The sequence below is a fragment of the Leeuwenhoekiella palythoae genome (assembly GCF_900130045.1).
Lineage (GTDB): Bacteria > Bacteroidota > Bacteroidia > Flavobacteriales > Flavobacteriaceae > Leeuwenhoekiella > Leeuwenhoekiella palythoae.
In genome coordinates this window covers 278,775-303,989 of record NZ_FQXT01000005.1, presented here as the reverse complement: position 1 = coordinate 303,989, position 25,215 = coordinate 278,775, and the positions used below count along the sequence as shown (strand labels likewise).

Sequence of the window (25,215 nt, the reverse complement as noted above, 5' to 3'; positions counted from 1 at the left end):
GATGCTATTATTTGATGAGTACGCTTTTAAACTTGTTTAGGTTTTTAAGCGTGATCCCGGTACCACGCACCACAGCGCGCAAAGGATCTTCAGCAATGTACACCGGTAAGTCGGTTTTTTGAGACAAACGCTTATCTAGTCCGCGCAGCATACTACCACCACCGGCAAGGTAAATCCCGGTGTTGTAAATATCTGCAGCAAGTTCTGGAGGAGTTTGAGAAAGCGTTTCCATCACGGCGTCTTCAATACGTAAGATAGATTTATCTAAAGCTTTAGCGATCTCTCTAAATGAGATTTGAACCTGTTTTGGTTTCCCTGTAAGCAAATCGCGTCCTTGAACACTCATATCTTCTGGCGGAACCTCTAAATCTTCGGTAGCTGCTCCTATTTGAATTTTTATTTTTTCCGCACTGCGCTCTCCAACATACAAGTTGTGTTGGGTACGCATATAATAAATGATATCATTGGTGAAGACATCACCCGCAATTTTAACCGATTTGTCACAAACAATTCCACCTAAAGCGATCACCGCGATTTCAGTCGTTCCACCACCTATATCTACAATCATATTTCCTTTAGGCTGCATAATGTCAACGCCAATACCAATAGCCGCAGCCATAGGCTCGTGAATCAGGTAAACCTCTTTGCCGTTAACACGCTCAGCACTTTCTTTTACCGCACGCATCTCAACCTCTGTGATTCCTGACGGAATACATACCACCATTCTAAGCGCAGGAGCAAACATACGTTTCTTAAGCGCCGGAATCTCTTTGATGAACATACTCATCATTTGCTCACTGGCATCAAAATCAGCAATTACACCGTCTTTGAGCGGGCGAATGGTTTTGATGTTTTCGTGCGTTTTACCTTGCATCATCGCAGCGTCTTTACCGGCAGCAATGATCTTATTGCTCATGCGGTCACGGGCTACAATAGACGGACTGTCAACCACAACTTTGTCATTGTGAATAATAAGGGTGTTTGCGGTACCAAGATCTATCGCTATTTCTTCGGTAAGAAAATCAAAAAAGCCCATATGCGCTGTTGGAAATTAGGGTGAGTATGCTAAAGGTTAAATCTTAAATGTAGTTAAAAAATATGATTTTTTAATGTTTAAAATGTCTGGTTCCGGTCATAACCATGGCCAGTTCATTTTCGTTGCAATAATCAATGCTCAGCTGATCTTTTATAGAGCCACCCGGTTGAATTACCGCTGTGATTCCGGCTTTGTCTGCGAGTTCAACACAATCCGGAAACGGGAAAAATGCATCACTGGCCATCACTGCGCCTTTAAGGTCAAAACCAAAAGAAACCGCTTTATCCACAGCTTGACGTAACGCGTCAACACGTGAAGTTTGACCGGTGCCGCTTGCGCAAAGTTGTTTACCTTTTGCAAACACAATCGTATTTGATTTGGTATGCTTACAGATCTTAGAAGCAAAGATTAAATCACTTAACTCTTGTTCTGTAGGTTTATTGTTTGTGACGGTAGAAAGATCTTCAAGACTATCTGTTTTTGCATCTTTATCCTGAACTAAAATACCATTTAAACAACTGCGCACTTGATCGTTAGGAAGCGCGATAGGTTTTTGAATTAAAAGAACACGATTTTTCTTTCCTTTCAAAATTTCAAGTGCTTCTTCAGAATAGCTAGGAGCGATAACTACCTCACAAAATAATTTGTGAATTTCTTCAGCAGTAGCTTTATCAATTTCTTTATTAGCGATTAAAATTCCACCAAAAGCAGAAACCGGATCTCCGGCTAGGGCGTCTACATACGCTTGGTGTAATGTGTCGCGCTGGGCAAGGCCACAGGCATTATTGTGCTTTAAGATTGCAAAAGTGGGCGCTTCATTTTGAAATTCTGCCATTAAATTAACCGCAGCATCTACGTCAAGCAGGTTGTTGTATGATAATTCTTTACCGTGAAGTTGGTCAAACATCGCATCAAAATCACCAAAGAAGGTTCCTTTTTGATGTGGGTTTTCTCCGTAGCGTAAAGACTTGCCTTGTGTGTAGCTGGCCTTGTAAACTACTTCTTCTTCATTAAAGTAATTGAAAATAGCAGTGTCATAATGCGATGAAACATTGAATGCTTTTGCGGCAAAACGCTTACGGTCAGCTAGCGTGGTCGTTCCTTCATTGGCGCTGATAAGCTCTAAAACCTCTTCATAATCATCAACCGAAGAAACACACAGCGTGTCTTTAAAGTTCTTTGCGGCGGCACGAATCAACGAAATACCGCCAATATCAATTTTTTCAACAATATCTTGTTCTGAAGCTCCTGAGGCAACCGTTTTTTCAAAAGGATACAAGTCAACGATCACAATGTCAAGTTGCGGAATGTCGTATTCTTTCATTTCAGCAACATCGCTCTCATTGTCTTGACGGTTTAAAATTCCACCAAAAACTTTAGGGTGAAGGGTTTTTACTCTTCCACCTAAAATTGAAGGATAAGAAGTCACATCTTCAACAGGTACAACCGGTACGCCAAGATCTTTAATGAATTTCTCTGTACCCCCCGTAGAATAAAGGGTTATACCTAATTCATCAAACTTTTTAATCAACGGCTCAAGGCCTTCTTTACTAAAAACGGAAATCAGCGCGGCTTTTGCCTTTATCGGAGTGCTCATGAAGAAATTTTTAATTTGGGTGCAAAAGTATGAATTTAACTACTAAAATAGCTTGCTAATTTTCGTAATTTCTTAGCTTAAATTTGTAACACACAGCGGGCTTTTGCGTCATACCTGTGTTCAAATTAAAACGCCTTTATGCTCATCTATCTTAGGGTATTAAAAGAAAGTCTTGCTTTTGCTATCAATGCGTTGCGCAATAATAAGTTGCGTACCCTGCTTTCCTTACTGGGGGTGACCATTGGTATTTTTTCAATTATCGGGGTTCTTGCTGCAGTAGACTCGCTCAAACAGGAGATCAAAGGTAGCCTTGCTTCGTTAGATAATAACACGATTATCATCATGCGTTTTTCGTTTGCGCCCACTGATATTCCACAATGGAAACGCGAGCAGTTTCCAGATGTGAGTTATGACGAATACCAGTATATTAAACGAAATGTTCCTGATGTTGAGGCGGCATCTTTCAGCTTAAATGTAGGCGCCGAATCTATAAAGTACGGAGATAAATTAGTGACGGGAGTAAACATTATTCCTGTGACTGACGGGTATTATAATATCGAAGCTTTGCAGCTTACTGACGGAAGATTTTTTAATGAGTCAGAATCCAATAGTGGTTCAAATGTTTTGGTTTTGGGTCAAGAAATCGCCGAAAGTTTATTCGGAAGTTTAGATCCTATTGGTAAACAAGTGCGACTTTATGGACAGCGCTTTTCGGTAATCGGAGTTTTAGAGAAGGAGGGAAGCAGTATGTTTGGTCCGTCTAAAGATGGCATGGTGATCTTGCCTGTAAATGTGGTGCGCCGTATTTATGGAAGCAATAATAAATCAGCTTTTCCTCAAATTGTGGTAAAGCCGGCTGAGGGTGTTGATATCCCTGAATTTAATGCGGTTCTTGAGCAGCGTCTACGCCAACTCAGAGGATTGAAGCCTAATGATGTAAGCAACTTTTTTATCAATCAGCTTTCGGGCTTTACAGACTTGATCGATAATATCACCGGCACCATGTCTACTATTGGTGGTTTTATTGGGTTATTTTCTTTACTCGTAGGAGGCTTCGGTATTGCAAATATTATGTTTGTGAGCGTGAAAGAACGTACCAATTTGATTGGAATTCAAAAAGCACTAGGAGCCAAAAACCGATTTATTTTACTTCAGTTTTTATTTGAATCGGTGATTCTTGCCACAATAGGAGGTTTGATCGGTCTGGGACTCGTTTGGATCATTGCGCAGGTCATGTCGCAATTTACAGGAGACTTTCAGTTTGTGCTTTCGGCAACCAATATATTTTATGGATTGTCAAGTTCTATCGTGATTGGGCTTTTCGCAGGAATTGTGCCTGCATTTATGGCTTCGCGACTTGATCCTGTAGAAGCCATCAGAACCGGAATGTAATCCTTTAATCCTAAAAAAGGCAGCGCTGTTTCCAGGTACTGCCTAATGAATATTTTCTTAGAGGTAGTTGCTATGCCAAGATCGAAGAAACCTGCTCATTAACCCATTCTAAAAAGCGCTCGTCAGCTTCAGTAAAGGGATCTGGAGTGTTTGAATCAATATCGATTTGCCCAATGTTTTCACCATTAACAAAAAGCGGGACAACAATTTCAGCCTTTACAGTGATGCTGCACGCAATGTAATTGTCCTGCGCGGCAACGTCAGGAACAACAAAGTTTTGATTAGAGACAGCGACTTGGCCGCAAATTCCTTTCCCAAAAGGGATAATGGTGTGGTCTGTAGGAGCCCCAGCATACGAACTCAATTTCAGTTCGTTTTTATCCCCATTTTTAAAGTAAAAGCCAACCCAGTCATAATACGTCACATTATCTTTAAGTAACGTGCATATTTCTTCTAAGCGATGCTCAACAGATAGGTTGCTGCTGTCTAAAATTTTTGATACTTCAGGTTTTAGGGCTTCAAACGTCATTTTTCTTGTAATTTAGGGCGGTCTAAACCGTGTTGAAATTGTTTAAAATAGTTGGCAAATATAAGTCGGTAATCTTATTTATCCTTACATTTTTAGGAGTGTATGTGGTGCTGAGTTTACTTTATGGATTTTATCTGAGTAGGTCAGCGTCAAGTAGCTATTATCCTGATTACATTACTCATCAAGTTGCCGTGCAAAGTGCGTGGCTTGTTGATTTATTGGGGTATGCAACGCAGTTGGCGCCGCATCCTGAAGAAGCTTCCATGGTGCTCGGCGTTGAGAATGTTTATGTTGCTCGAGTGGTAGAGGGATGTAATGCGATGAGCGTCATTATTTTGTTTGTCGCTTTTGTGATGGCTTTTTTTCAAGGTTGGCAACGTACCATTCTTTTTACTTTAGGCGGTGTAATATTGATTTATGTCGTGAATGTTTTGCGAATTGCTTTGCTGAGCATCGGTTTGTATCGCTTTCCTGAAGCTCAAAATTTGTTACACGATATTGTGTTTCCGGCGATTATTTACGGTCAGGTTGTTCTACTGTGGCTGCTTTGGGTACGCAATTTTAAAAAGCAGGCAGGTTGAAATTACTTCTCAAAATAAGCATTGTAAGTGCTGCAATTTTCTGTTTAATCGCTATTAGATATTGGCAAGAACAGCTTTTTTACGACCCGCTTCTACATTTTTTTGAAGGAGAATATCTGCAAGCGATAAGCCTTCCTGAGTTAGACGCTCTCAAACTACATATTCACGTTATACTTCGGTTTTGGTTAAACGCTGCTTTATCAATATTGATATTAGTAGTGCTTTTTCCGAAGAAAGAAATTTTTAGAATCACACTTCTGTTGTACGGTTGTTTGTTTTTATTGTTGATAATAGCTTTTGTGACGATCATTGGTATGTACGACGCGCAGTGGAGTATGCTTTTATTTTATGTGCGACGTTTTTTAATACAGCCCATTTTACTGTTGGTTTTAGTGCCTGCTTTCTATTATCAAAAACTACTTAGCAAAACCTAGTTTGTATATTTGCTCAATTATTTTTTAAAGAATTTATAGAATGAAAAGAATATATATAAGTGTTGTCTTACTTGCACTAGTGGCTTGTGGAGATTCAAAATCGAAGCAGCAAACAGTCGAAGTCTCTCAACAAGAAACCGCTCATAAAACTGAAGCGTATTCCTCAGAAGAGCGCAACGCAGCATTTAAAAATCCCGAAGTTGCTCAGGTATATGATGATTATAACCTTTTAAAAACGGCCTTGGTAAATACAGATGCAGAAGCAGCAAAAAATGCAGCACAAGTAATGCTTAAAAACAGTGAAGCTAGTACTTTGGAGTTGGGTTTTGTAAAGGCGATTCAGGGGATTGTTGATGAAGATGATGTGAATATTCAGCGGGAACATTTTGAAGCAGTAACCGTTGGAGTTAAAGACTTGGTGGAAGAAAATATAGTTTCAGGAACCTTATATTATCAATATTGCCCGATGGCTTTTGATGGAAAAGGTGCGTATTGGATCTCAAATGAGGAGAAAATTTACAATCCGTATTTTGGAGATGTTATGCTTAATTGCGGTACTGTTGATGCTGAAATAAACTAAGCGAAAAAAGTAGAGGCTTAAAAAAGAAAATCCCTTCAGAACATTCTGAAGGGATTTTTGTTATAAAAGTTTGACTGTGCGGCGCGCGCTTACATCATACCTGGCATTCCGCCACCCATTCCGCCTGGCATTCCACCGCCACCTGTAGGAGCTTCCTCAGGGATGTCAGTCAATGCACATTCGGTAGTTAAAATCATTCCAGAAACTGATGCTGCATTTTCTAATGCCACACGCGTTACTTTCTTAGGATCAATAATACCTTCTGCTAGCATATTCACGTAGCGATCAGTCTTAGCGTCATAACCGTAGTCTTCATCACCTTCAATTACTTTAGCGATAACTACAGAGCCTTCGCCGCCGGCGTTAGCTACAATAGTGCGTAAAGGAGATTCAATCGCACGGTTTACAATTTTGATACCTGTAGCTTCATCTGCGTTAGCAGCTTCAAGTGATTCAAGTACACGTTTTGCGCGTACTAAAGCTACACCACCACCGGCTACAATACCTTCTTCAACAGCAGCACGTGTTGCGTGAAGTGCGTCATCTACACGGTCTTTTTTCTCTTTCATTTCAACTTCAGAGGCAGCACCTACATAAAGTACAGCTACACCACCTGCTAGTTTAGCAAGACGCTCTTGAAGTTTTTCTTTATCATAATCGCTAGTTGTAGTTTCAATTTGCGCTTTGATTTGATTCACGCGCGCTTTGATATCGTCACTGTTACCAGAACCATTTACGATAGTAGTGTTGTCTTTATCGATAGTTACATTTTCAGCAGTACCTAACATATCGATAGTTGCGTTGTCTAGAGAGAAACCGCGCTCTTCGCTGATTACAGTACCACCAGTCAAGATTGCAATATCTTCTAACATTGCTTTACGGCGATCACCAAAACCAGGAGCTTTAACTGCTGCGATCTTAAGTGCACCTCTCAATTTGTTAACTACTAAAGTAGCTAATGCCTCACCGTCTACATCCTCAGCGATGATCAATAAAGGCTTACCTGACTGAGCGACTGGCTCAAGAACCGGTAATAAATCTTTCATTGAAGAAATTTTCTTGTCAAATAACAAGATGTAAGGGTTCTCCAATTCAGTTTGCATTTTTTCGCTGTCAGTAACGAAATACGGAGATAAATATCCACGGTCAAACTGCATACCTTCAACTACGTCTACGTAAGTTTCAGTACCTTTTGCTTCTTCAACAGTGATCACACCTTCTTTACCAACTTTACCAAATGCTTCAGCGATAAGCTCACCAATTACATCGTCATTGTTAGCAGAGATCGCTGCAACTTGCTTTATTTTTTCTGAAGAGCTTCCTACTTCTTTAGTCTGTTTTTCAAGATCTTTAGTGATCGCTTCTACTGCTTTGTCAATCCCACGTTTTAAGTCCATTGGGTTTGCGCCAGCAGCTACGTTTTTAAGACCTTCTTGTACAATTGCCTGAGCAAGTACGGTTGCGGTGGTAGTACCGTCACCGGCAAGATCGTTAGTTTTAGAAGCAACTTCTTTTACCATTTGCGCTCCCATATTTTCAAGAGCATCTTGCAATTCGATCTCTTTTGCTACAGAAACACCATCTTTGGTTACTTGTGGTCCACCAAAAGATTTACTGATAATTACGTTACGACCTTTAGGTCCTAAAGTTACTTTTACTGCGTTTGCGAGTGCATCTACACCGCGCTTAATGCCATCTCTTGCAGAGATGTCAAAGGTTATATCTTTTGCCATTTTTAATGTTATTTAAATTTTTCGCGGCTGCGAAAAATAGCGTGTTGTTATTAAAGTTAAATAGAAGAATTAAGGCTTAGATTATTGCAAGAATATCATCCTCACGCATGATAAGATAATCAGTGCCTTCTAGTTTTAATTCGGTCCCGGCATATTTACCATAAAGAACAGTGTCTCCTATCTTTACGGTCATGTCGTGGTCTTTTTTACCGCTTCCTACAGCTACAACTTTACCTTGCTGAGGTTTTTCTTTTGCTGTGTCAGGAATATATAGTCCTGAAGCTGTTTTGGTCTCGGCAGCCATTGGCTCTACCAAAACGCGATCTGAAAGAGGTTTAATGTTTACTCCCATTTTTAATATAAATTTTTAGTTAACAATTTTCTTAGTTGTGCTGCTGTATAGTCAGAAATTATGCCATCAAAATTTCACTGACAAAACGGCAAAAAAAAGACCGCAATATTGCGGTCTTCTTAAATTGTATATGTCTAAACTGTCATTTAGTTTGATGTGCTGTCTGAAGCAGGTGCTGCATTTGCAGGAGCCTGAACGTCCTGAACCGGCATAATATTTTCTACATCTTCACCTTCAATAACCTTAGATTCGTTAGCTGAACGACCACCAAAAATGGTTACGTTAGAAATAAGAATTAGAATCAATAACGCAGTCGCAAGTCCCCAGGTACTTTTGTCAAGAAAATCGCCGGTCTTTTTTACACCGCCTATTTGCTGAGAACCACCGCCACCAAAAGAAGAAGATAAACCGCCACCTTTAGGGTTTTGAACCATAATTACAACAATAAGTAAAAAGGCTACAATTACGATTAAAACTAAAAATATAAAAAACATAGTTTTGACTTTATAAAATGCGGTTTAAGTTCTGGCTTGTTCCGCTAAGTTGTTTATTTATTTTCTTGCAATTTTTCTATTGCCCGAATTTGGTCTGCAAAGAAACCACTTTTTTCCGGATATTTCAAACTTAAAATTCTATAAGCTTGTTTAGCTTTTGAAAAGTTTTTTTGCTCCACATAAACGCGAGCCAAAGTCTCGGTCATCAAGCTGTCATTGGGCTGAAAGCGGTCTTCTAGATTGGGCTTTTTAAATGAGCTGTCAGGAGCGCTTACCTTGATCTTAGGGTTGCTCTCAATAAATTTGTCAATCAATTCTAATCTGCGGGCGCGCTCGGCGTCTGGTTCCGGCTCTGTAGATGATTCTTCTGAGGTTGGTTCTGAAACTTCTTTTGATGTGACTGAGGATAATACTGACTCATCAAGGGTTGCGGTTTTTTCTCCTGCGTCTAGATCAGTTGTATTTTGCTGTGGTTCTTCTTCAGAACGGTTGATTTTATTGAATGATGTGAGCTTTAACCACTCGCTAAAGGAGTGCGTTTCGGCTTTATTAAAATCAAGAGGCTTGCCTAACTGAAGCTGTTCTTCAGGTTGGGTTGCTTCTGGTTCTTCCTTCGGAATAAAAAATTCAGGATCTAAAACTTTGTTGGCTTTCTCTAATTCTTCGGCTTCCATTTCAGCAGAAACATCAACTGCATCCGTGACGGTCATATTTAAAAGCTGAGCTTCCTGAGCTTTTATTTGCGCGCTAATATCTTGCTGATTAAAAATATCTGAAGTGATGAAATCAAAAAGCACTGCGCGATCCTGGGTATGTGCAGCGGTCTTTTTTAATTGCGTGTTGTATAAGAAACTGTCTTCATTTTTTAGACCTTTTAGATGCAAGGCACGCGCCGCCTGAAAAAACGGGAATTCGTTAAGTACCGTTTTTAGCTGCGAAGTTTGCTCTGAATTGATCGTGTCAGGGTGTTCTAAAAGATATGTAAACGTTTCTGTATTCATATACGCAATAGGCGAGATGTTTAACAGGTTACTTTAATAGTTTACCAATTGGCTAGCGATTCTTGAAAAATATCTTGGGTGATACGTTCGTAAATTTCTTCGATAGCGCCATCTAAAACTGGACCTACCGGCTGTGCCGTACCTGCCAGATCGACGAAAAAGGAAAAGCGTTTTTCAAAATCCTGGCTTCCATCTGCAATAGATTTATTGGTGAATCTACAAAGAATCACGATCGTCAGTCGGGTTTGTGCCGCGACATTGTCTGAGGTAGCCGTTTGCGGAGCAAAATAGTAATCTACAATTTCACCTTCATAGATCAAGTCGGCACTTTCTGCATTCGCCGAAAGATTCAAGCTGGTTTGATTTTGAATAAGATCTGAAAGCGCAAACGTAAAGTCTCTGTCAATTCCAGGTTCTACAATGGGCGCATTGTTTTGAAAATAACGCACATAAAACGATTCGGCAGCACCGATATCTACTCCGGTGAACGAATAAAATCCGCAGCTGTTATAGCAAAGCAGGCTTAAAAATAAAAAGGCAATTTGTAGTTTTTTCATAAACGAGAAGCTTCTATTGTTATGCTATAACGTGCGCTAGGCTTAATGGATTTTATAGATCGTATTGTTTTATTTTTCGGTACAGTGTGCGCTCGCTGATGCCTAATTCTTTGGCGGCAGCTTTACGTTTTCCGTTATGGCGTTCCAAAGATTTTTCAATCAGTTCGAGTTCTTTTTCTTGAAGTGAAAGGGTTTCTTCTTCCTCTACATCTTCAGCAAAATGATACTTGTCTTTCATTGGCGAACTCACCACAGACTCTTCTGGAAGCTGAAGCACTTCGGTAATATCTTCTGCGCTTTCGTAAGCGTCGCTGTCATCTTCGCTGTAGATCTTTTTGATCAGCGATTTATTCTCTTCTTGAACCGTGGCGTTGTTACCATTTTCCATCAATTCAAGCGTGAGTTTTTTAAGATCGTTTAAGTCACTTTTCATATCAAAAAGTACTTTGTACAGAATCTCGCGCTCACTGCTAAAATCGCTTTCACTCTTTTTATTCTGGCCAATAACTGCAGGCAAATTAGAACCGGTATCAGGTAAATACGCTCTCAATTTTTCTGCGGAAATACTTCTGTTTTGCTCTAAAACCGAAATTTGCTCGGCCACATTACGCAACTGTCTGATGTTTCCTGACCAGCGATATTTTAAAAGATTTTGCACGGCATCATCTTCTAGTCTAATGGTAGGCATCTTATATTTTGTGGCAAAGTCTGAAGCAAACTTTCTAAACAAAAGATGAATATCATTCTTGCGATCGCGCAACGGCGGAAGGTTAATTTCTACCGTGCTCAATCGATAATAAAGATCTTCTCTAAAACGCTCATTTTTTATGGCGTCAAACATTTTGACGTTGGTTGCTGCCACAATGCGTACATCGGTCTTTTGGGTTTTAGACGAACCTACTTTTAAAAACTCGCCGTTTTCTAAAACACGCAGTAGGCGTACTTGCGTAGGTAAAGGCAATTCGCCTACCTCGTCTAAAAATATGGTTCCACCGTCTGCTTCTTCAAAATAACCGCTTCGGGTTGAAGTTGCGCCGGTAAAAGCGCCTTTCTCGTGACCAAAAAGTTCACTGTCTATGGTTCCTTCAGGAATCGCACCGCAGTTTACGGCGATATACTTGTTGTGTTTGCGGTGTGAAAGGGAGTGAATGATGCGCGGAATGCTTTCTTTTCCCACACCACTTTCACCGGTTACTAAAACCGAAATATCAGTAGGAGCAACTTGAATTGCTTTTTCAATCGACCTGTTGAGCTTAGGGTCATCACCAATGATCCCAAAACGCTGTTTTATTGCGTGAACTGATTCCATCTATAATCGATTAATTATTATCTGAATATCCAACGGCTTTTCCCAAAAGCGTAGTGCTGGTGCAATCTAGTATTTCAACATTTACAAAATCACCTACGTTGTAGTGCTCTTTAGGGAATACAACTACGGTATTTTGGGAATTGCGACCTGCCCATTCTGCATCGCTCTTTTTTGAGGCCTTCTCAATAAGAACTTCAACCGTTTTGCCTACTTGCTTTTGTGTATTATATAAAGAGTGCTCTTGTTGAAGCGCGATCACTTCGGCTAAGCGACGTTTTTTTACATCTAATGGTATGTCGTCTTCCAGTTTACGTGCAGCTAAAGTTCCCGGGCGTTCGCTATAGGCAAACATAAACCCGAAATCATATTTTACATATTCCATCAAACTCAAGGTGTCTTGATGGTCTTCTTCGGTCTCGGTAGGGAAACCGGTGATCATATCTTGAGAAATCGCGCAATCTGGTATAATTTCTCTGATATTGTCTATAAGCTCAAAATATTCCTGACGGGTATGCAGGCGATTCATTTCTTTTAAAATACGATCACTACCACTCTGTACAGGTAAGTGGATGTATTTACATATATTAGGATATTTTGCCATCGTTCTTATCACATCAAGCGTCATATCCTGTGGGTTAGAAGTGGAAAAGCGAATGCGCATTTTAGGTTGTGCTTCGGCAACAAGGCTGAGTAGGCCTGCAAAATTTACAGCGGTAGCTTTTGCCATATCGCTGGCTTTTTCAAAATCTTTTTTAAGACCGCCACCGTACCATAAATAACTATCTACGTTTTGCCCAAGAAGTGTTACTTCTTTAAAGCCTCTTGCCGCAAGATCATTTACTTCTTCAACGATACTTTGAGGATCTCTACTGCGTTCGCGACCACGGGTAAACGGCACCACACAAAAGGTACACATATTATCACAACCTCGGGTGATGCTCACAAAAGCGGTAACGCCATTGCTTTGCAACCGCACCGGTGCGATGTCGCCATAGGTTTCTTCTTTAGAGAGAATAACGTTGATAGCGTCTCTACCTTCTTCAACTTCGCCTAAAAGATTAGGCAAATCTTTATATGCATCAGGGCCTACTACAAGGTCAACGATCTTCTCTTCCTCAAGAAATTTACTTTTTAAGCGCTCTGCCATACAGCCCAGAACACCAACTTTCATCGTTGGATTTCCTTTTTTAACGGCGTTGTATTTCTCAAGACGCTTACGCACCGTTTGTTCAGCCTTGTCTCTAATAGAGCAGGTGTTTACTAAAACCAGATCGGCGTCTTCTAAATGCTGGGTGGTATTGTAGCCTTCTTTGGCTAATATAGAAGCCACGATCTCGCTGTCGCTAAAGTTCATCTGGCAACCATAACTTTCTATAAAAAGCTTTTTACCATTGGTGGTTTGTGGCTCGAGAACCAGTGCTTCACCTTGTTTGCTTTCGTTAATAATCTTCTCCATAATACGTACTGCTACCTAAAAATAGTGGGCAAAGATACGATTAACAAAAGTTGTGACAAAGTGTCATTAAGCCGAAAATGAAAAAGAAATTTTAAAGGGGTGCAATGGATTTTTGGGACGCCTTCTGGTAGGTTTTATTTGTTGCTATAAACAGCGACAGGATACCGAATAATAAATTTTCTACTACTTTTGCCAATCTAAAGTCAGAAAAAATGTAGACTTGTGCAGTCTTTAGGATTTTAAATGACAAATTTTTGAAAAGAGCATTATGGCAAAAAATCTGGTAATTGTTGAGTCACCTGCAAAGGCAAAAACTATTGAGAAATTTTTAGGTAAGGATTTCAAAGTAGAAAGTAGTTTTGGGCATATTGCAGACTTGCCAACAAAAGAACTTGGGGTAGATGTAGATGGTGATTTTTCGCCAAAATATACGGTCAATAAAGACAAAAAAGCGGTTGTTAAAAAGCTGAAAGATTTAGCGAAAAAGGCAGAGACAGTATGGCTAGCGAGTGATGAGGACCGGGAGGGAGAAGCGATCGCTTGGCATCTTGCCGAAGAGCTAAAACTTGATAAAGATAAAACCAAGCGTATTGTCTTTTCTGAAATTACCAAGAAGGCTATTTTACGAGCGATTGAGAATCCGCGGGATATAGATTATAATCTGGTTAATGCACAACAAGCGAGACGTGTTTTAGATCGTTTTGTGGGGTATGAGATTTCTCCGGTTTTGTGGAGAAAAGTAAAAGGCGGACTCAGCGCCGGAAGGGTGCAATCTGTTTCTGTGCGGCTTATCGTAGAGCGGGAGCGCGAAATTCAAGCTTTTAATACCGAAGACTATTTTAGAGTAGACGCTGAATTTGCCAATGCAGATGGAAAAACCTTAAAAGCAAAACTTCCGAAGAATTTAGATACTAAAAAGGAAGCTGAAGAATTCTTAAAAGCGAATGCTGACGCCACATTTACGGTTGAAGCTTTAACCACAAAGCCTGCTAAAAAGAATCCGGCGCCACCATTCACGACGTCAACACTTCAGCAGGAAGCATCAAGAAAGCTTTACTTCTCGGTGAGTAAAACAATGAATATGGCTCAGCGTCTTTATGAGGCTGGTCTTATTACATATATGAGAACTGATAGTGTGAATCTTTCTCAAGATGCAAAACAAGGAGCAGCAAATGAGATCGTTTCTGCTTACGGCGAGAAGTATCATAAAGAACGTAATTATAAAGGAAAGAGTAAAGGGGCTCAAGAAGCTCACGAAGCGATACGACCTACAGATTTTAGCAGACATACTGTAAATCTAGAGCGCGATCAAGCGCGTTTATATGAGTTGATCTGGAAACGTGCAATCGCTTCGCAAATGAGTGAAGCTAAATTGGAGCGCACTAATGTTCAGATCGCATCGTCTAATCACCCTTTTAATTTTACTGCAAATGGTGAGGTGATCAAATTTGACGGATTCTTAAAAGTGTACCTTGAAGGAACCGACGATGAAGATCAAGAAGAAAGCGGAATCCTGCCTCCGTTGACAGAAGGCGAAGCGCTAAACAATCTTTGGATTACGGCAACAGAGCGTTTTACCCGAGCGCCTTACCGTTATACCGAAGCATCTTTGGTTAAAAAATTAGAAGAATTAGGTATCGGGCGACCTTCAACTTATGCGCCTACCATTACTACGATTCAGAACAGAAAATATATCGAGAAAGGTAACGTAGACGGTACCGAAAGAGAATACGACCTACTTACGCTAAAGAAAGGGAAAGTGAGCGCTAAGAAGCTTACAGAAAAGGTAGGTTCTGATAAAGGAAAACTGGTGCCAACAGATGTTGGGATGGTGGTGAACGACTTTTTAGTAAATCACTTTGAGAATATTTTAGACTACAATTTTACTGCAAAAGTTGAAGAAAACTTTGATGAGATCGCAGAAGGAAATGAGGAGTGGACTAAAATGATGAAAGACTTCTACAAAGATTTTCATCCGCAGGTAATGAATGTTGCCGAAAATGCAGAGCGTGAAGTTGGTGAGCGTGTTTTAGGAGAAGATCCTAAAACCGGAAAGCCGGTAAGTGTACGTTTAGGTAAGTACGGGGCGATGGTGCAAATAGGTTCGGTAGAAGATGAAGAGAAGCCAAGGTTTGCAGGTCTCCTTCCTGATCAGCAATTAGAAAGCATCACGTTTGAAGAAGCTATGGATCTGTTTAAGCTTCCACGTGAATTGGGTGAGTTTGAAGGAGAGACGGTTGAGGTAAATAACGGGCGTTTTGGTCCGTATGTGAAATTTGGTAAAACCTATGTGTCGCTTCCAAAAGGAAAAGATCCTTTAGAGGTTGAGTACGATGAGGCTGTTGTTTATATTAAGGAGAAGCAAAAAGCTGATGCGCCTATTTATCATTATGAAGATAAGCCGGTGCAAAAGGGTGTTGGACGCTTTGGTCCGTACATCAAATGGGATGGAATGTTTATCAATGTAAATAAGAAGTACGACTTTGATAATCTATCTGATGAAGATATCGTTCAGCTAATTGAAGATAAAAAGCAAAAGGAAAAAGATAAGATCATTCACGACTTCAAAGATGAAGGCATACGCGTTGAAAAAGCCAGATGGGGACGATCGAATATCATTAAAGGTAAGGTGAAGATCGAGCTTCCAAAAACGGTAGATGCTCAAAAGCTGACGCTTGAAGAGGTGAAAGATATTCTAGAAAAGCAAGGTCCTAAGCCAAAGAAAAAAGCGACTAAGAAAAAAACTACCCGAAAGAAATCAACTGCAAAAAAGAAGTAGTCCATGGCTTTTGAGAACCTTCTGCCTATTTCAGATGCTGTAATAGCGCATTCCGCATTATTACATGAGCAAAGTTTATTTAATCAGATTCGCCTGCATACACGCCAAGATGGGTTGCCCAATCTTAGCGAACTTCAGATCGCCATAATAGGCGTTCGTGAAAATCGGGGCGCAGCAGACACTCAGGAAACCTTGATTGATTTTGCGCCTATACGCAAAGCGTTGTATCGATTGTTTCCGGGGAATTGGCATACGGTAATTGGTGATCTGGGAGATTTAGAAGCTGGCGATCAAATTTCAGATACATTTTATGCGCTTCAGGATATGGTTGCGCAGCTGGTAAAAAATAACGTGATTCCAGTCGTTATAGGAGGAAGTCAGGATTTGACGTATGCGCTGTATCGCGCTTTTGATAATCTGGATCAAATGGTTAACCTGGTGAATGTTGACGGTTGTTTTGATCTGGGTGACAGCAGTCTGCCTATGACGCACAAATCTTTTGTGGGTAAAATAATCATCGATCAGCCTTATAATTTGTTCAATTATTCCAACTTGGGGTATCAAACCTACTATAATAGTCAGGAGGAAATTGACTTGATGGAAAAACTGTATTTTGACTCGTTTAGGCTGGGGAATACGGTGTCTAATTTAAGTAGTGTTGAGCCTGTGATGCGAGATGCTGATGTGGTGAGTTTTGATCTTTCTTCTGTTCAATCAGAAGTTTTAGGAGGGATGCACCCTGAAAAAGTTAATGGTTTCAACGGAAGAGAGGCTTGTGCCATTACTAGGTATGCGGGGCTTAGCGATCGTGTAAGTGTTTTTGGGATTTTTGAATATCTGTTAGCTGGAAACACAGAGACCGCTTCGGCATTGGTTGCACAATTAATTTGGTATTTTATTGAAGGTGTAAATTACAGAATGACTGAATCCCTAACTGATAGGGATACAGATTTTCTGCATTACAATGTTCCGGTAGATGATGAGCTGTTGAGCTTTTATAAAAGTACCAAGTCAGAACGATGGTGGATAGAAATACCTTTCTTAGAAGGTGTTAATAATAAATTAAAGCGACATACGTTATTACCTTGCACGCAAGAAGATTATGAGAACGCCTGTAATCAGGAGATTCCCGAGCGATGGTATAAGGCAAAACGCAAGAACGAAATTTAATTAACAAAAATTTCTGGGTTTGAATGTTATTTTTATCAAAAAATTGCTTTTTAGCATTTTTATAGATAGGTTTACTGTCTCAAATCTAGATTTAACCTAATTTACTTATGAAGAAGTTTATTGCATTTATTGCGATGGTAAGCTTATTAGTGAGTTGTGGTCGCAATGACCGTGGCGAACTTGTGGGAGTAAAAGGCAAAAAATGGAATCCTGAAAAACCCTACGGAATGACGTTAGTCTCTGGTGGGGCTTTTATCATGGGTAAAAGTGATGATGATATCGCAGCCATCAAGAATGCCCCAACTAAAACTGTTACTGTTCGTTCATTCTACATGGACGAAACCGAAATTACCAATTCAGAATACCGTCAATTTGTAAGCTGGGTGCGAGACTCTGTTATTCGTGCACGTTTAGCGATCGAAGCTGATCTTATGGGAGAAACCCCTGGGACTGGTGGCATAGGTGAGTATGCGTTTCAGGACTATGATCCTAATAATATGACGCCTTACGAGCAATATATGTATGATAACTACTATAGCTTAAGCGATGACTATAGTGATCGTAAATTAAACTGGGATATTGATCTAATCGAAGATCCTATGAATTATCCTGATGAGTATTACGTTTCTGTGATGGACACGATGTATATTCCATTAGAAGAAGCATATAACGGGCAGCGTACGGTTGACGTAGAAAAGCTTGTTTTTAAATACAAGTATCTAGATATGGAGGCTGCGGCCCGCCAAAAGAAAGGTTCTCGAAAAGATTTTATCATTACGGAAGAAACCAAAATTTATCCTGATACTACAGTTTGGATCAAGGATTTTGCTTACTCTTATAATGAGCCTATGCATAATGATTACTTCTGGCATAGTGCTTATGATGACTATCCTGTAGTTGGAGTTAGCTGGCAGCAAGCAAAAGCATTCTGCCAATGGCGTACTGATAATAAGAATTCGTATAAGAAACAACGTGGTCAAGAGCTTGTAAACCGTTTTAGACTTCCTAGTGAAGCAGAATGGGAATATGCTGCGCGCGGTGGTTTAGAAGGAGCAACTTACCCTTGGGGTGGTCCTTACACTAAGAACGATCGTGGCTGTTTTATGGCAAACTTTAAGCCTTTGCGTGGTGATTATGCAGCTGACCAAGCATTGTACACGGTAGAGGCAGATTCTTATGAGCCTAATGATTACGATTTGTATAATATGGCAGGAAATGTTTCGGAGTGGGTAGGATCATCATACGATCCTAACGCATACGAATACATTTCTACAATGAACCCTAATGTAAACGATACTAAAAATGAGCGCAAAGTGGTGCGCGGCGGCTCTTGGAAAGATGTTGCTTACTTAATTCAAGTGAGCACACGTGACTATGAATATGCAGATTCTGCACGTAGTTACATCGGGTTTAGAACCGTTCAAGACTATCTTGGAGTAGATCAAGAAGTCAATATGAGAAAAGGCCCGTCTCGACGCTAACCTCTAATATATTTCCCCAAAATATATCTTAACCTAATTTCACAAAAACAAAAAATCTATTAAAATGGCAAAAAAAGGAAAACTTTCAGTGACTAATATGATTTACGGTCTTGGAGCGGCAGTAGTAATTGTAGGAGCACTTTTTAAAATTCAGCACTGGCCCGGAGGATCTGAGATCTTAACACTAGGGATGGTTGTTGAAGCTTTGGTATTTGGCTATTCAGCTTTTGAAAGACCAACCCAAGAATTAGACTGGTCGTTAGTTTACCCTGAACTTGCCGGAGACGCTCCAGCGGTTAAAAAAGCTAAACTTGTTGAAGAGCCAACAGAAGCTAAAGGTTTACTTTCAGAAAAACTAGATGCGATGCTTAAAGATGCACGCATTGATTCTGAATTGATGACCAGCTTAAGCACAAGTATTAGAAGCTTTGAAGGAGCAGCCAAAGGAATGGCTCCTACTGCTGAAGCGATGAACTCTACAAAAAAATACAGCCAAGAAATGTCACTTGCTGCTGCACAATTAGAATCTTTAAACAGCTTGTATAAAGTACAGGTTGAAGCTGCAGGTCGTCAGGCTGAAATTAATAATGAGGTTGCTAATAACGCCGGAAGACTTAAAGAACAAATGGAAAGTCTAGCGACTAACCTTTCTTCTCTTAATGGCGTTTATGGTGGAATGCTTTCTGCAATGAATAAGCGCTAAGCTGAATTCTTGATACTAATTTAATAATTCAGTAGAAAAACCACACTATGGCAGGAGGAGGACAGTCGCCAAGACAGAAAATGATCAATCTTATGTATCTCGTTTTTATCGCGATGATTGCGATGAACGTAGATAAAGAGATCTTAAACGCGTTTAAAATATTTGACGTGAAATTCACTAGTTCAAACGCGCGTTTAGAACAAGACAATCAGCTGGCAATGGCTGGTTTAGAAGAAAAGGCTACCGAGCAACCGGCTAAGTATCAGCCGTTGCTAGGAAAAGCGAAAGAGGTTAAAGAAATATCAGATGAATTCTTTAACTACTTAGGAAGCATAAAAGACACGCTTACAGACGGTATCGACACCAGTAGTTACGCGAACTTAGATAAAACCGCTGTTCTTGATGAATTATGGTTTACCGGAGATCGTTATACTAAACAAGGTGATGCGTTCTTAGCTAAAATCGAGAACTATAAGTCAGAAATGAAAAATGCTTTAGGTCCGGAGTTTAGCGAAGTGAATGCTATTATCGAACGCACATTTGCAGTGGAGCCGCAAATTAACAAAGACGGCAAAAAGATTGATTGGTTGCGCTATAACTTTCTGGGATATCCATTAGCGGCATCAATCACGCGTTTTACTCAGATGCAAAATGATGTACGTACCGCGGAATCTGAAGTATATTCTTCGCTTTTACAAGGACAGCTTAGTAAAGACGTTTCTTTAAGTAATTATCAGGCTATCGTAATTCCAGAAAAAACGGCTTTTTTCTCTGGTGAGAATTTTAAAGGAAAAGTTGTTTTAGGACGTTTTGATAACTCTTTAAATTTTGATAAAGTGGTTATTAACGGCAATGAGGTAGATAATTTACAAGCAGGTCAAGTCGTTTTAGATTTTCCTGCAGGAAACGTTGGAACACGTAAAATTACCGGTGAGCTTGTTTACACCGAAGAAGGTGAGCCAAAATCAATTCCGATTAACAGTGAATATGCGGTAATTAACAAGCCTAATTCAGCTACGATTTCTGCTGATAAAATGAATGTAGTATATCGCGGAGTTGCAAACCCAATGACTATTAGTTTTGCAGGTGTTGCAGATAATAATGTTAGTGCTAGCGCTCCCGGACTTTCAAAAGGTTCTGGTAGTAGCTATGTGATGAATCCTGGACAAGGTCGTGAAGTAACCATTAGCGTTTCTGGGACATTGGCTGACGGGACTAAAGTAAGTGACTCCAAACAATTCCGTATTAAAGATATTCCAAGTCCTATTGGTGCCGTGCGCGGTGAAGATGGGATACTAAAAATGCAACGTAATTCGTTAGAGATATCTGAGGTAAGTGCAAAATTACCTGACTTTGATTTTGAATTGAATCTTAGAGTAACCGGTTTCAAGTTTAACGTTCCGGGACAGCCTACCGTGCAAGTGAGCGGTAACAAACTAGATTCGCGTGCAAAAGATGTTTTACGTAGAGCGCAACGAGGATCTACCGTTCAGATATTTGATATTGATGCTCAAATTGCAGGAAACAGCAGTTACAGACTTAAGAAAGTTTCACCTGTACTGATTGAGCTTACTAATTAAAAAAGAGATTGTATGAAAAGCCAGATGCAAGCTTTTAGCATATTATGTTTAATGATTTTAGGAGGTGCTGCTTCGGCACAGACTAATATTCTCAATGCTAAAATGCCTGGTGAAATGTTTGAGAAAACAGAAAGCCAGATTCAGCTAGATAATGATAAACCTTTGCCTTATGGTTATGTTGATAGCCGTGATGTTTTATGGGGTAAGAATACTTGGGAAATCGTTGATCTTGATGAGCGTGTAAACTTCCCGTTATATTATCCGGTAGATACCAATAATATTGGTTCTGATAGAAGATCATTATATGATGTTCTTGTAAAAAATGTAAAGGAAGGAAAGCTTGACATCTATGCAGATTCATACTTTAATCAAAAAATTGAATTGAATGATATTGCAGCAGCAATGTCTCGTGTAGATACTACAGATCTAGGGATCGAACAAATCAACGCCGGTTATGAAGTTGATGAGCAATACATTGATCGCAGAGATATTTCAGCAGCTGATATTGAGCAGTACTGGATTCGTGGGTATTGGTATTTTGATAAGCGTCAAGGAGAGTTAAAGTATCGTTTGATTGGGTTGGCTCCTGTGGCTCCTGATGTAAACTTTATTGATGATGAAGATCCTGTAATGGTACCATTATTTTGGGTTTGGTATCCTACTGCTCGTGAAGTTTTACATGAAGCTAAGGTGTTTAATCCGCAAAACTCTGCACAGCCTATTTCTTTTGATCACATCTTGAACTCACGACGGTTTAATGGGGTTATCTATCAAGTAGATAATATTCAAGGAGATCGACAGGTTAAAGAGTATATTGCAGATAATGCGATGATGCAATTGTTAGAATCGCAACGTATCAAAGAGCAAATAAGAAACTTTGAAATCGATATGTGGAATTATTAATTTCACATTCGAGATAAAATAAAAACGCCTTTTTTAAGGCGTTTTTTTATACCCTATTTTACCAGATGAAGCAAGTTGATTACATCATTGTAGGTTGCGGTCTCGCCGGGATGGCTTTCGCAGATATCTTAGAACGCAAGGGGCACACTTTTACTATTATAGATAAGCAAACGGATGCCGCAAGCCGGGTTGCTGCGGGTTTAATCAATCCGGTGATTCTAAAACGCTATACGATGCCGTGGCAAGGCGAAATGCAATTTGATTTAGCGAATACCTTCTTTAATGATTTAGCTTCGCGATTACAGGTTGAAGCAGTAAAGCAACTTCAGGTGTATAAATTGTTTTCTTCGGTTGAAGATCAGAACAATTGGTTTGAAGCTTCGGACAAACCTATTTTATCACGATTTCTCAATTCACAATTAAAAAGTGATGTTGCGCCTCAAGTGGAGGCAAAGTTACACTGCGGCGAAGTACGTGAAACCCTTAAGATTGATATTCCGAAGTTATTAGATGCGTATAGAGCATATTTGGAAACCATAGGAGCCTATGCTCAAGAGAATTTTGAGTATGAAGCTTTACAAATGTTAGGTGAGCATCAAGTGCAGTATAAAGATATTTTGGCTAAGAAAGTCATTTTCGCCGAAGGCTACGGAATTCATAAAAATCCTTTTTTTAACAAGCTTCCGTTAGTGGGGAATAAGGGAGAATATATAGATATTCACGCGCCGGGTTTAAAACTCACTCAAGCTGTGAAAGCTTCATTTTTTATAATTCCATTAGGCGCTGATCTGTATAAAGTAGGCGCGACTTTCAACTGGAAGGATAAAGATTCGATACCCACAAAAGAGGCGCGAAAGGAACTTATTGAGAAATTAAAAAAGGTGCTCAAATGTGAATTTGAGGTCGTAGCACAACATGCGGCTGTGAGACCAACGACCGGTGATCGCAGGCCGCTTTTGGGCGTTCATCCACAGTATAAACAACTCGTGCTTCTTAATGGTTTAGGAACTCGCGGAACAATGATGGCACCTTACCTTGCGCAGCAACTTTATGCGCATCTTGAATTGGGTGAGGCGCTAGATGAAGAACTATCAATTATGCGTTTTCCGAAGAAGTTCTAGGTGCTTTATTTGTTTTTTTCGGATCGTAATCAAAGAAAAAATTAATCCAGATATTTCGGCTTAGACGCATTATTATTGGTGCAAAAATAAATAGCGTGCCAATGATAGCGAAAAAAGCGGTTACTAAGCTTGTGCCTATAAAAAAATAAGAAATTACAAATGCGGCCACCGCAAAAGCAATACCCACAGCGTAACTCACATACATAGCGCCGTAAAAAAATGAAGGTTCAATTTTATACTTTGTGTGACAATGCGAGCAGCGCTCGTGCATCTTTAAGGTAGAAGATAACTTATACGGATTGCTTTTTACATACATACTTTCCTGTTGGCAAACCGGGCAGCTGCCTGTAAAAATGCTATAGAGCGGATTTCCTTTGAAGATATTTTTCATACTGCAAAAATACGCACTTTCAAAGATTCTATACGTAACACGAGTTACCAAAACCGATTTTATTTAATGCTTTAAAGTCTCTTATTTAATGATAACTTTGCGCCTTAAAATTATGCAAGATGCTTAACATACATAACCTTTCTGTTTCATTTCAGGGAGAATATTTATTTGAAGAAGTAACCTTTAGATTAGGAGAGGGAGACCGCGTGGGACTCGTGGGTAAAAATGGTGCAGGAAAGTCAACAATGTTACGCATTATTTCTAGAGAACAAGAATATGACACGGGCCAGATCGCTACAGATAAAGATATTCAGATCGGGTTTTTAAAGCAGGATATAGATTTTGTAGAAGGTAGAACGGTGCTTGAAGAATCATATCAAGCATTTGAGCTGATCAAAACTTTAGAAAAACGACTCGAAGAAATTAACACGCAGCTTGCAGAGCGTACCGATTACGAAAGTGAATTTTATCACGACCTGATGGTTGAGCTTAATGAAGTACAGCAGCAATACGAGATTCACGGCGGGTATAATTATCAGGGAGAGACTGAGCGTATTTTGATGGGGCTTGGTTTTAATCGCGAAGATTTTAATCGAATTACCGATACCTTTTCCGGGGGATGGCGTATGCGTATTGAACTCGCAAAGTTGCTGCTTCAGAATAATGATGTGTTACTCCTTGATGAGCCTACTAACCACTTAGATATTGAGTCTATAATTTGGCTTGAAGGTTTTCTCAGAAACTATGCCGGTGCAGTGGTGATCGTATCGCACGATAGAATGTTCTTAGATAATGTCACTAATCGTACGATAGAAATTTCGCTAGGTAAAATTTACGATTACCCAAAACCGTATTCTGAATATTTGGTTTTGCGTAAAGAGATGCGCGAGCAGCAAATGGCAGCGCAGAAGAATCAGCAAAAAGAAATTGAGCAGACCGAAAAACTCATCGAGAAGTTTAGAGCAAAGGCTTCAAAAGCGACGATGGCACAGTCACTGATCAAAAAGCTCAATCGTATGGATGTGATTGAGGTTGATGAAGATGATAACAGTGTGATGACGCTCAATTTTCCGGTTTCTGTGGTTCCCGGAAAAGTTGTGATCGAAGCAGATGGGGTTAAGAAAAGTTACGGAGAGAAAAAAGTACTTGATGGCATAGATCTTCTTGTAGAGCGTGACAGTAAAACCGCTTTTGTAGGTCAAAATGGTCAAGGAAAATCTACACTAGCTAAAATTATTGTTGACGAAATCACTCACGAAGGGACGCTAAAACTGGGTCATAATGTGCAGATAGGATATTTTGCTCAGAATCAAGCAGACCATCTTGACGGAAGCAAAACCGTGCTCGATACGATGATCGACGCAGCTAATGAGAAAAACCGAAGTAAAGTGCGCGATATTTTGGGTTCGTTCTTATTTAGAGGGGACGAGGTTGAAAAATATGTACGCGTGTTGTCGGGGGGAGAGCGCAATAGATTAGCGCTAGCAAAACTTATGCTTCAGCCTTTTAACGTGTTGGTAATGGATGAGCCCACCAACCACCTTGACATCAAATCAAAAAATGTGCTTAAAGAGGCTTTAAAACGTTTTGAAGGTACCCTGCTAATTGTATCGCACGACCGGGATTTTCTTCAAGGTCTAACAAATACGGTATACGAATTCAGAAATCATAAAATCAAAGAATACCTAGGAGATATTGATTATTATCTTGAAAAAAGAGCTGTTGAAAACCTTAGGGATTTAGAGAAAAAAGATCCGAAAGCAAAGGTTAAGGCAGAAACCACCGTTACCAAAGATTCCTATAAAGATCAAAAGAAAATCAAGTCGCTTAGTAATCAACTGAGCAATATAGAATCTGAAGTGAATAAGCTGGAGCGCCAGATGAAAACTATGGATGAAGAGCTTGCTGCAGATTACGAGAAAACGAGTTCAAATCCTGACTTTTTTGATAAATATCAAGCTAAAAAGAAAAAGGTAGAGCAGCTTATGGAAAAGTGGGAAACCATATCAATAGAATTGGAATCCTACAGCTAAAAT

Annotated in this window: 23 protein-coding genes; 12 read left to right on the top strand and 11 right to left on the bottom strand. The window is 39.8% G+C overall.

The features are described 5' to 3' along the window. Window positions 1-7: 7 nt before the first annotated feature. Window positions 8-1,036 carry a rod shape-determining protein gene (locus tag BUA96_RS14695; protein ID WP_009779085.1) on the bottom strand — a complete coding sequence of 343 codons (1,029 nt, stop codon included), beginning with the start codon at window positions 1,034-1,036 and terminating at the stop codon, window positions 8-10. A 70-nt stretch (window positions 1,037-1,106) separates the two neighbouring features. Continuing rightward, on the bottom strand, window positions 1,107-2,633 hold the full coding sequence (gene purH, locus BUA96_RS14690) for a bifunctional phosphoribosylaminoimidazolecarboxamide formyltransferase/IMP cyclohydrolase (RefSeq protein ID WP_072984326.1): 1,527 nt from the start codon (window positions 2,631-2,633) through the stop codon (window positions 1,107-1,109). A 138-nt stretch (window positions 2,634-2,771) separates the two neighbouring features. Here purH and BUA96_RS14685 point away from each other — a divergent pair, with 138 nt between their 5' ends. Continuing rightward, window positions 2,772-4,025, top strand: a complete 1,254-nt coding sequence (locus BUA96_RS14685; RefSeq protein ID WP_072984324.1) for an ABC transporter permease — start codon at window positions 2,772-2,774, stop codon at window positions 4,023-4,025. Window positions 4,026-4,095: 70 nt separating this feature from the next. Here BUA96_RS14685 and BUA96_RS14680 read toward each other — a convergent pair whose 3' ends face one another. Further along, window positions 4,096-4,554, bottom strand: coding sequence for a GAF domain-containing protein (locus BUA96_RS14680; protein WP_072984322.1), 459 nt, complete (start codon window positions 4,552-4,554; stop codon window positions 4,096-4,098). 38 nt (window positions 4,555-4,592) lie between these two features. On the opposite strand from BUA96_RS14680, the gene xrtF reads away from it, so the two are divergent. From xrtF to BUA96_RS14665, 3 genes are read left to right on the top strand one after another with little or no spacing between them, the layout of a single operon-like run. Then, window positions 4,593-5,135, top strand: a complete 543-nt coding sequence (gene xrtF / locus BUA96_RS14675) for an exosortase family protein XrtF (protein WP_072984320.1) — start codon at window positions 4,593-4,595, stop codon at window positions 5,133-5,135. Beyond that, window positions 5,132-5,569 carry an exosortase F system-associated membrane protein gene (locus BUA96_RS14670; RefSeq protein WP_072984318.1) on the top strand — a complete coding sequence of 146 codons (438 nt, stop codon included), beginning with the start codon at window positions 5,132-5,134 and terminating at the stop codon, window positions 5,567-5,569. The genes xrtF and BUA96_RS14670 overlap by 4 nt, the downstream gene beginning before the upstream one ends. Before the next feature lie 40 nt (window positions 5,570-5,609). Continuing rightward, window positions 5,610-6,149, top strand: a complete 540-nt coding sequence (locus BUA96_RS14665) for a DUF3347 domain-containing protein (RefSeq protein ID WP_072984316.1) — start codon at window positions 5,610-5,612, stop codon at window positions 6,147-6,149. 89 nt (window positions 6,150-6,238) lie between these two features. On the opposite strand, the gene groL is transcribed toward BUA96_RS14665, so the two are convergent. The 7 genes from groL to miaB form a co-directional block, all read right to left on the bottom strand. Next, window positions 6,239-7,882, bottom strand: coding sequence for a chaperonin GroEL (groL, locus tag BUA96_RS14660; protein ID WP_072984314.1), 1,644 nt, complete (start codon window positions 7,880-7,882; stop codon window positions 6,239-6,241). 76 nt (window positions 7,883-7,958) lie between these two features. Then, window positions 7,959-8,234, bottom strand: coding sequence for a co-chaperone GroES (locus BUA96_RS14655; RefSeq protein ID WP_072984312.1), 276 nt, complete (start codon window positions 8,232-8,234; stop codon window positions 7,959-7,961). Between the two features lie 146 nt (window positions 8,235-8,380). Then, window positions 8,381-8,728: a preprotein translocase subunit SecG gene (gene secG, locus BUA96_RS14650; protein ID WP_072984310.1), complete on the bottom strand. Its 348-nt coding sequence runs from the start codon at window positions 8,726-8,728 to the stop codon at window positions 8,381-8,383. A gap of 53 nt (window positions 8,729-8,781) precedes the next feature. Beyond that, window positions 8,782-9,729: a hypothetical protein gene (locus BUA96_RS14645; RefSeq protein ID WP_072984308.1), complete on the bottom strand. Its 948-nt coding sequence runs from the start codon at window positions 9,727-9,729 to the stop codon at window positions 8,782-8,784. A 41-nt stretch (window positions 9,730-9,770) separates the two neighbouring features. Beyond that, on the bottom strand, window positions 9,771-10,286 hold the full coding sequence (locus BUA96_RS14640) for an LptE family protein (RefSeq protein ID WP_072984306.1): 516 nt from the start codon (window positions 10,284-10,286) through the stop codon (window positions 9,771-9,773). 52 nt (window positions 10,287-10,338) lie between these two features. Next, window positions 10,339-11,595 carry a sigma-54 interaction domain-containing protein gene (locus BUA96_RS14635; RefSeq protein WP_072984304.1) on the bottom strand — a complete coding sequence of 419 codons (1,257 nt, stop codon included), beginning with the start codon at window positions 11,593-11,595 and terminating at the stop codon, window positions 10,339-10,341. A 10-nt stretch (window positions 11,596-11,605) separates the two neighbouring features. After that, complete coding sequence (miaB, locus tag BUA96_RS14630) at window positions 11,606-13,051, bottom strand: tRNA (N6-isopentenyl adenosine(37)-C2)-methylthiotransferase MiaB (RefSeq protein WP_072984302.1); 1,446 nt, start codon at window positions 13,049-13,051, stop codon at window positions 11,606-11,608. A 268-nt stretch (window positions 13,052-13,319) separates the two neighbouring features. Between miaB and topA the strand changes: the two genes are divergently transcribed. The 7 genes from topA (at window position 13,320) to BUA96_RS14595 (ending at window position 22,788) form a co-directional block, all read left to right on the top strand. Continuing rightward, on the top strand, window positions 13,320-15,830 hold the full coding sequence (gene topA, locus BUA96_RS14625) for a type I DNA topoisomerase (RefSeq protein WP_072984299.1): 2,511 nt from the start codon (window positions 13,320-13,322) through the stop codon (window positions 15,828-15,830). Between the two features lie 3 nt (window positions 15,831-15,833). Next, complete coding sequence (locus BUA96_RS14620; protein ID WP_072984297.1) at window positions 15,834-17,000, top strand: formimidoylglutamase; 1,167 nt, start codon at window positions 15,834-15,836, stop codon at window positions 16,998-17,000. Between the two features lie 107 nt (window positions 17,001-17,107). Beyond that, window positions 17,108-18,481 carry a T9SS ring complex lipoprotein PorK/GldK gene (gene porK / locus BUA96_RS14615; protein WP_072984295.1) on the top strand — a complete coding sequence of 458 codons (1,374 nt, stop codon included), beginning with the start codon at window positions 17,108-17,110 and terminating at the stop codon, window positions 18,479-18,481. A 64-nt stretch (window positions 18,482-18,545) separates the two neighbouring features. After that, window positions 18,546-19,184: a type IX secretion system motor protein PorL/GldL gene (gene porL, locus BUA96_RS14610; protein WP_072984292.1), complete on the top strand. Its 639-nt coding sequence runs from the start codon at window positions 18,546-18,548 to the stop codon at window positions 19,182-19,184. A 47-nt stretch (window positions 19,185-19,231) separates the two neighbouring features. Beyond that, the gene (porM, locus tag BUA96_RS14605) at window positions 19,232-20,764 is read left to right on the top strand and encodes a type IX secretion system motor protein PorM/GldM (RefSeq protein ID WP_072984290.1); all 1,533 of its coding nucleotides are present in this window, start codon (window positions 19,232-19,234) and stop codon (window positions 20,762-20,764) included. Window positions 20,765-20,776: 12 nt separating this feature from the next. Beyond that, the gene (gene porN / locus BUA96_RS14600) at window positions 20,777-21,667 is read left to right on the top strand and encodes a type IX secretion system ring subunit PorN/GldN (protein WP_084673177.1); all 891 of its coding nucleotides are present in this window, start codon (window positions 20,777-20,779) and stop codon (window positions 21,665-21,667) included. Window positions 21,668-21,732: 65 nt separating this feature from the next. Further along, complete coding sequence (locus BUA96_RS14595) at window positions 21,733-22,788, top strand: NAD(P)/FAD-dependent oxidoreductase (RefSeq protein ID WP_072984288.1); 1,056 nt, start codon at window positions 21,733-21,735, stop codon at window positions 22,786-22,788. On the opposite strand, the gene BUA96_RS14590 is transcribed toward BUA96_RS14595, so the two are convergent. Next, complete coding sequence (locus BUA96_RS14590) at window positions 22,763-23,179, bottom strand: DUF983 domain-containing protein (protein ID WP_072984286.1); 417 nt, start codon at window positions 23,177-23,179, stop codon at window positions 22,763-22,765. The two genes, BUA96_RS14595 and BUA96_RS14590, sit on opposite strands and share 26 nt — an antisense overlap. A gap of 119 nt (window positions 23,180-23,298) precedes the next feature. Here BUA96_RS14590 and BUA96_RS14585 point away from each other — a divergent pair, with 119 nt between their 5' ends. Continuing rightward, window positions 23,299-25,212, top strand: a complete 1,914-nt coding sequence (locus tag BUA96_RS14585) for an ABC-F family ATP-binding cassette domain-containing protein (RefSeq protein WP_072984284.1) — start codon at window positions 23,299-23,301, stop codon at window positions 25,210-25,212. Window positions 25,213-25,215: the final 3 nt, after the last annotated feature.

Excerpts from the sequence above, each read along its gene's own strand:
- BUA96_RS14695 (WP_009779085.1), bottom strand. The coding sequence starts at position 1,036 with ATGGGCTTTTTTGATTTTCTTACCGAAGAAATAGCGATAGATCTTGGT.
- purH (WP_072984326.1), bottom strand. The coding sequence starts at position 2,633 with ATGAGCACTCCGATAAAGGCAAAAGCCGCGCTGATTTCCGTTTTTAGT.
- BUA96_RS14685 (WP_072984324.1), top strand. The coding sequence starts at position 2,772 with ATGCTCATCTATCTTAGGGTATTAAAAGAAAGTCTTGCTTTTGCTATC.
- BUA96_RS14680 (WP_072984322.1), bottom strand. The coding sequence starts at position 4,554 with ATGACGTTTGAAGCCCTAAAACCTGAAGTATCAAAAATTTTAGACAGC.
- BUA96_RS14665 (WP_072984316.1), top strand. The coding sequence starts at position 5,610 with ATGAAAAGAATATATATAAGTGTTGTCTTACTTGCACTAGTGGCTTGT.
- groL (WP_072984314.1), bottom strand. The coding sequence starts at position 7,882 with ATGGCAAAAGATATAACCTTTGACATCTCTGCAAGAGATGGCATTAAG.
- BUA96_RS14655 (WP_072984312.1), bottom strand. The coding sequence starts at position 8,234 with ATGGGAGTAAACATTAAACCTCTTTCAGATCGCGTTTTGGTAGAGCCA.
- secG (WP_072984310.1), bottom strand. The coding sequence starts at position 8,728 with ATGTTTTTTATATTTTTAGTTTTAATCGTAATTGTAGCCTTTTTACTT.
- BUA96_RS14645 (WP_072984308.1), bottom strand. The coding sequence starts at position 9,729 with ATGAATACAGAAACGTTTACATATCTTTTAGAACACCCTGACACGATC.
- BUA96_RS14640 (WP_072984306.1), bottom strand. The coding sequence starts at position 10,286 with ATGAAAAAACTACAAATTGCCTTTTTATTTTTAAGCCTGCTTTGCTAT.
- BUA96_RS14635 (WP_072984304.1), bottom strand. The coding sequence starts at position 11,595 with ATGGAATCAGTTCACGCAATAAAACAGCGTTTTGGGATCATTGGTGAT.
- miaB (WP_072984302.1), bottom strand. The coding sequence starts at position 13,051 with ATGGAGAAGATTATTAACGAAAGCAAACAAGGTGAAGCACTGGTTCTC.
- topA (WP_072984299.1), top strand. The coding sequence starts at position 13,320 with ATGGCAAAAAATCTGGTAATTGTTGAGTCACCTGCAAAGGCAAAAACT.
- BUA96_RS14620 (WP_072984297.1), top strand. The coding sequence starts at position 15,834 with ATGGCTTTTGAGAACCTTCTGCCTATTTCAGATGCTGTAATAGCGCAT.
- porK (WP_072984295.1), top strand. The coding sequence starts at position 17,108 with ATGAAGAAGTTTATTGCATTTATTGCGATGGTAAGCTTATTAGTGAGT.
- porL (WP_072984292.1), top strand. The coding sequence starts at position 18,546 with ATGGCAAAAAAAGGAAAACTTTCAGTGACTAATATGATTTACGGTCTT.
- porM (WP_072984290.1), top strand. The coding sequence starts at position 19,232 with ATGGCAGGAGGAGGACAGTCGCCAAGACAGAAAATGATCAATCTTATG.
- porN (WP_084673177.1), top strand. The coding sequence starts at position 20,777 with ATGAAAAGCCAGATGCAAGCTTTTAGCATATTATGTTTAATGATTTTA.
- BUA96_RS14595 (WP_072984288.1), top strand. The coding sequence starts at position 21,733 with ATGAAGCAAGTTGATTACATCATTGTAGGTTGCGGTCTCGCCGGGATG.
- BUA96_RS14590 (WP_072984286.1), bottom strand. The coding sequence starts at position 23,179 with ATGAAAAATATCTTCAAAGGAAATCCGCTCTATAGCATTTTTACAGGC.
- BUA96_RS14585 (WP_072984284.1), top strand. The coding sequence starts at position 23,299 with ATGCTTAACATACATAACCTTTCTGTTTCATTTCAGGGAGAATATTTA.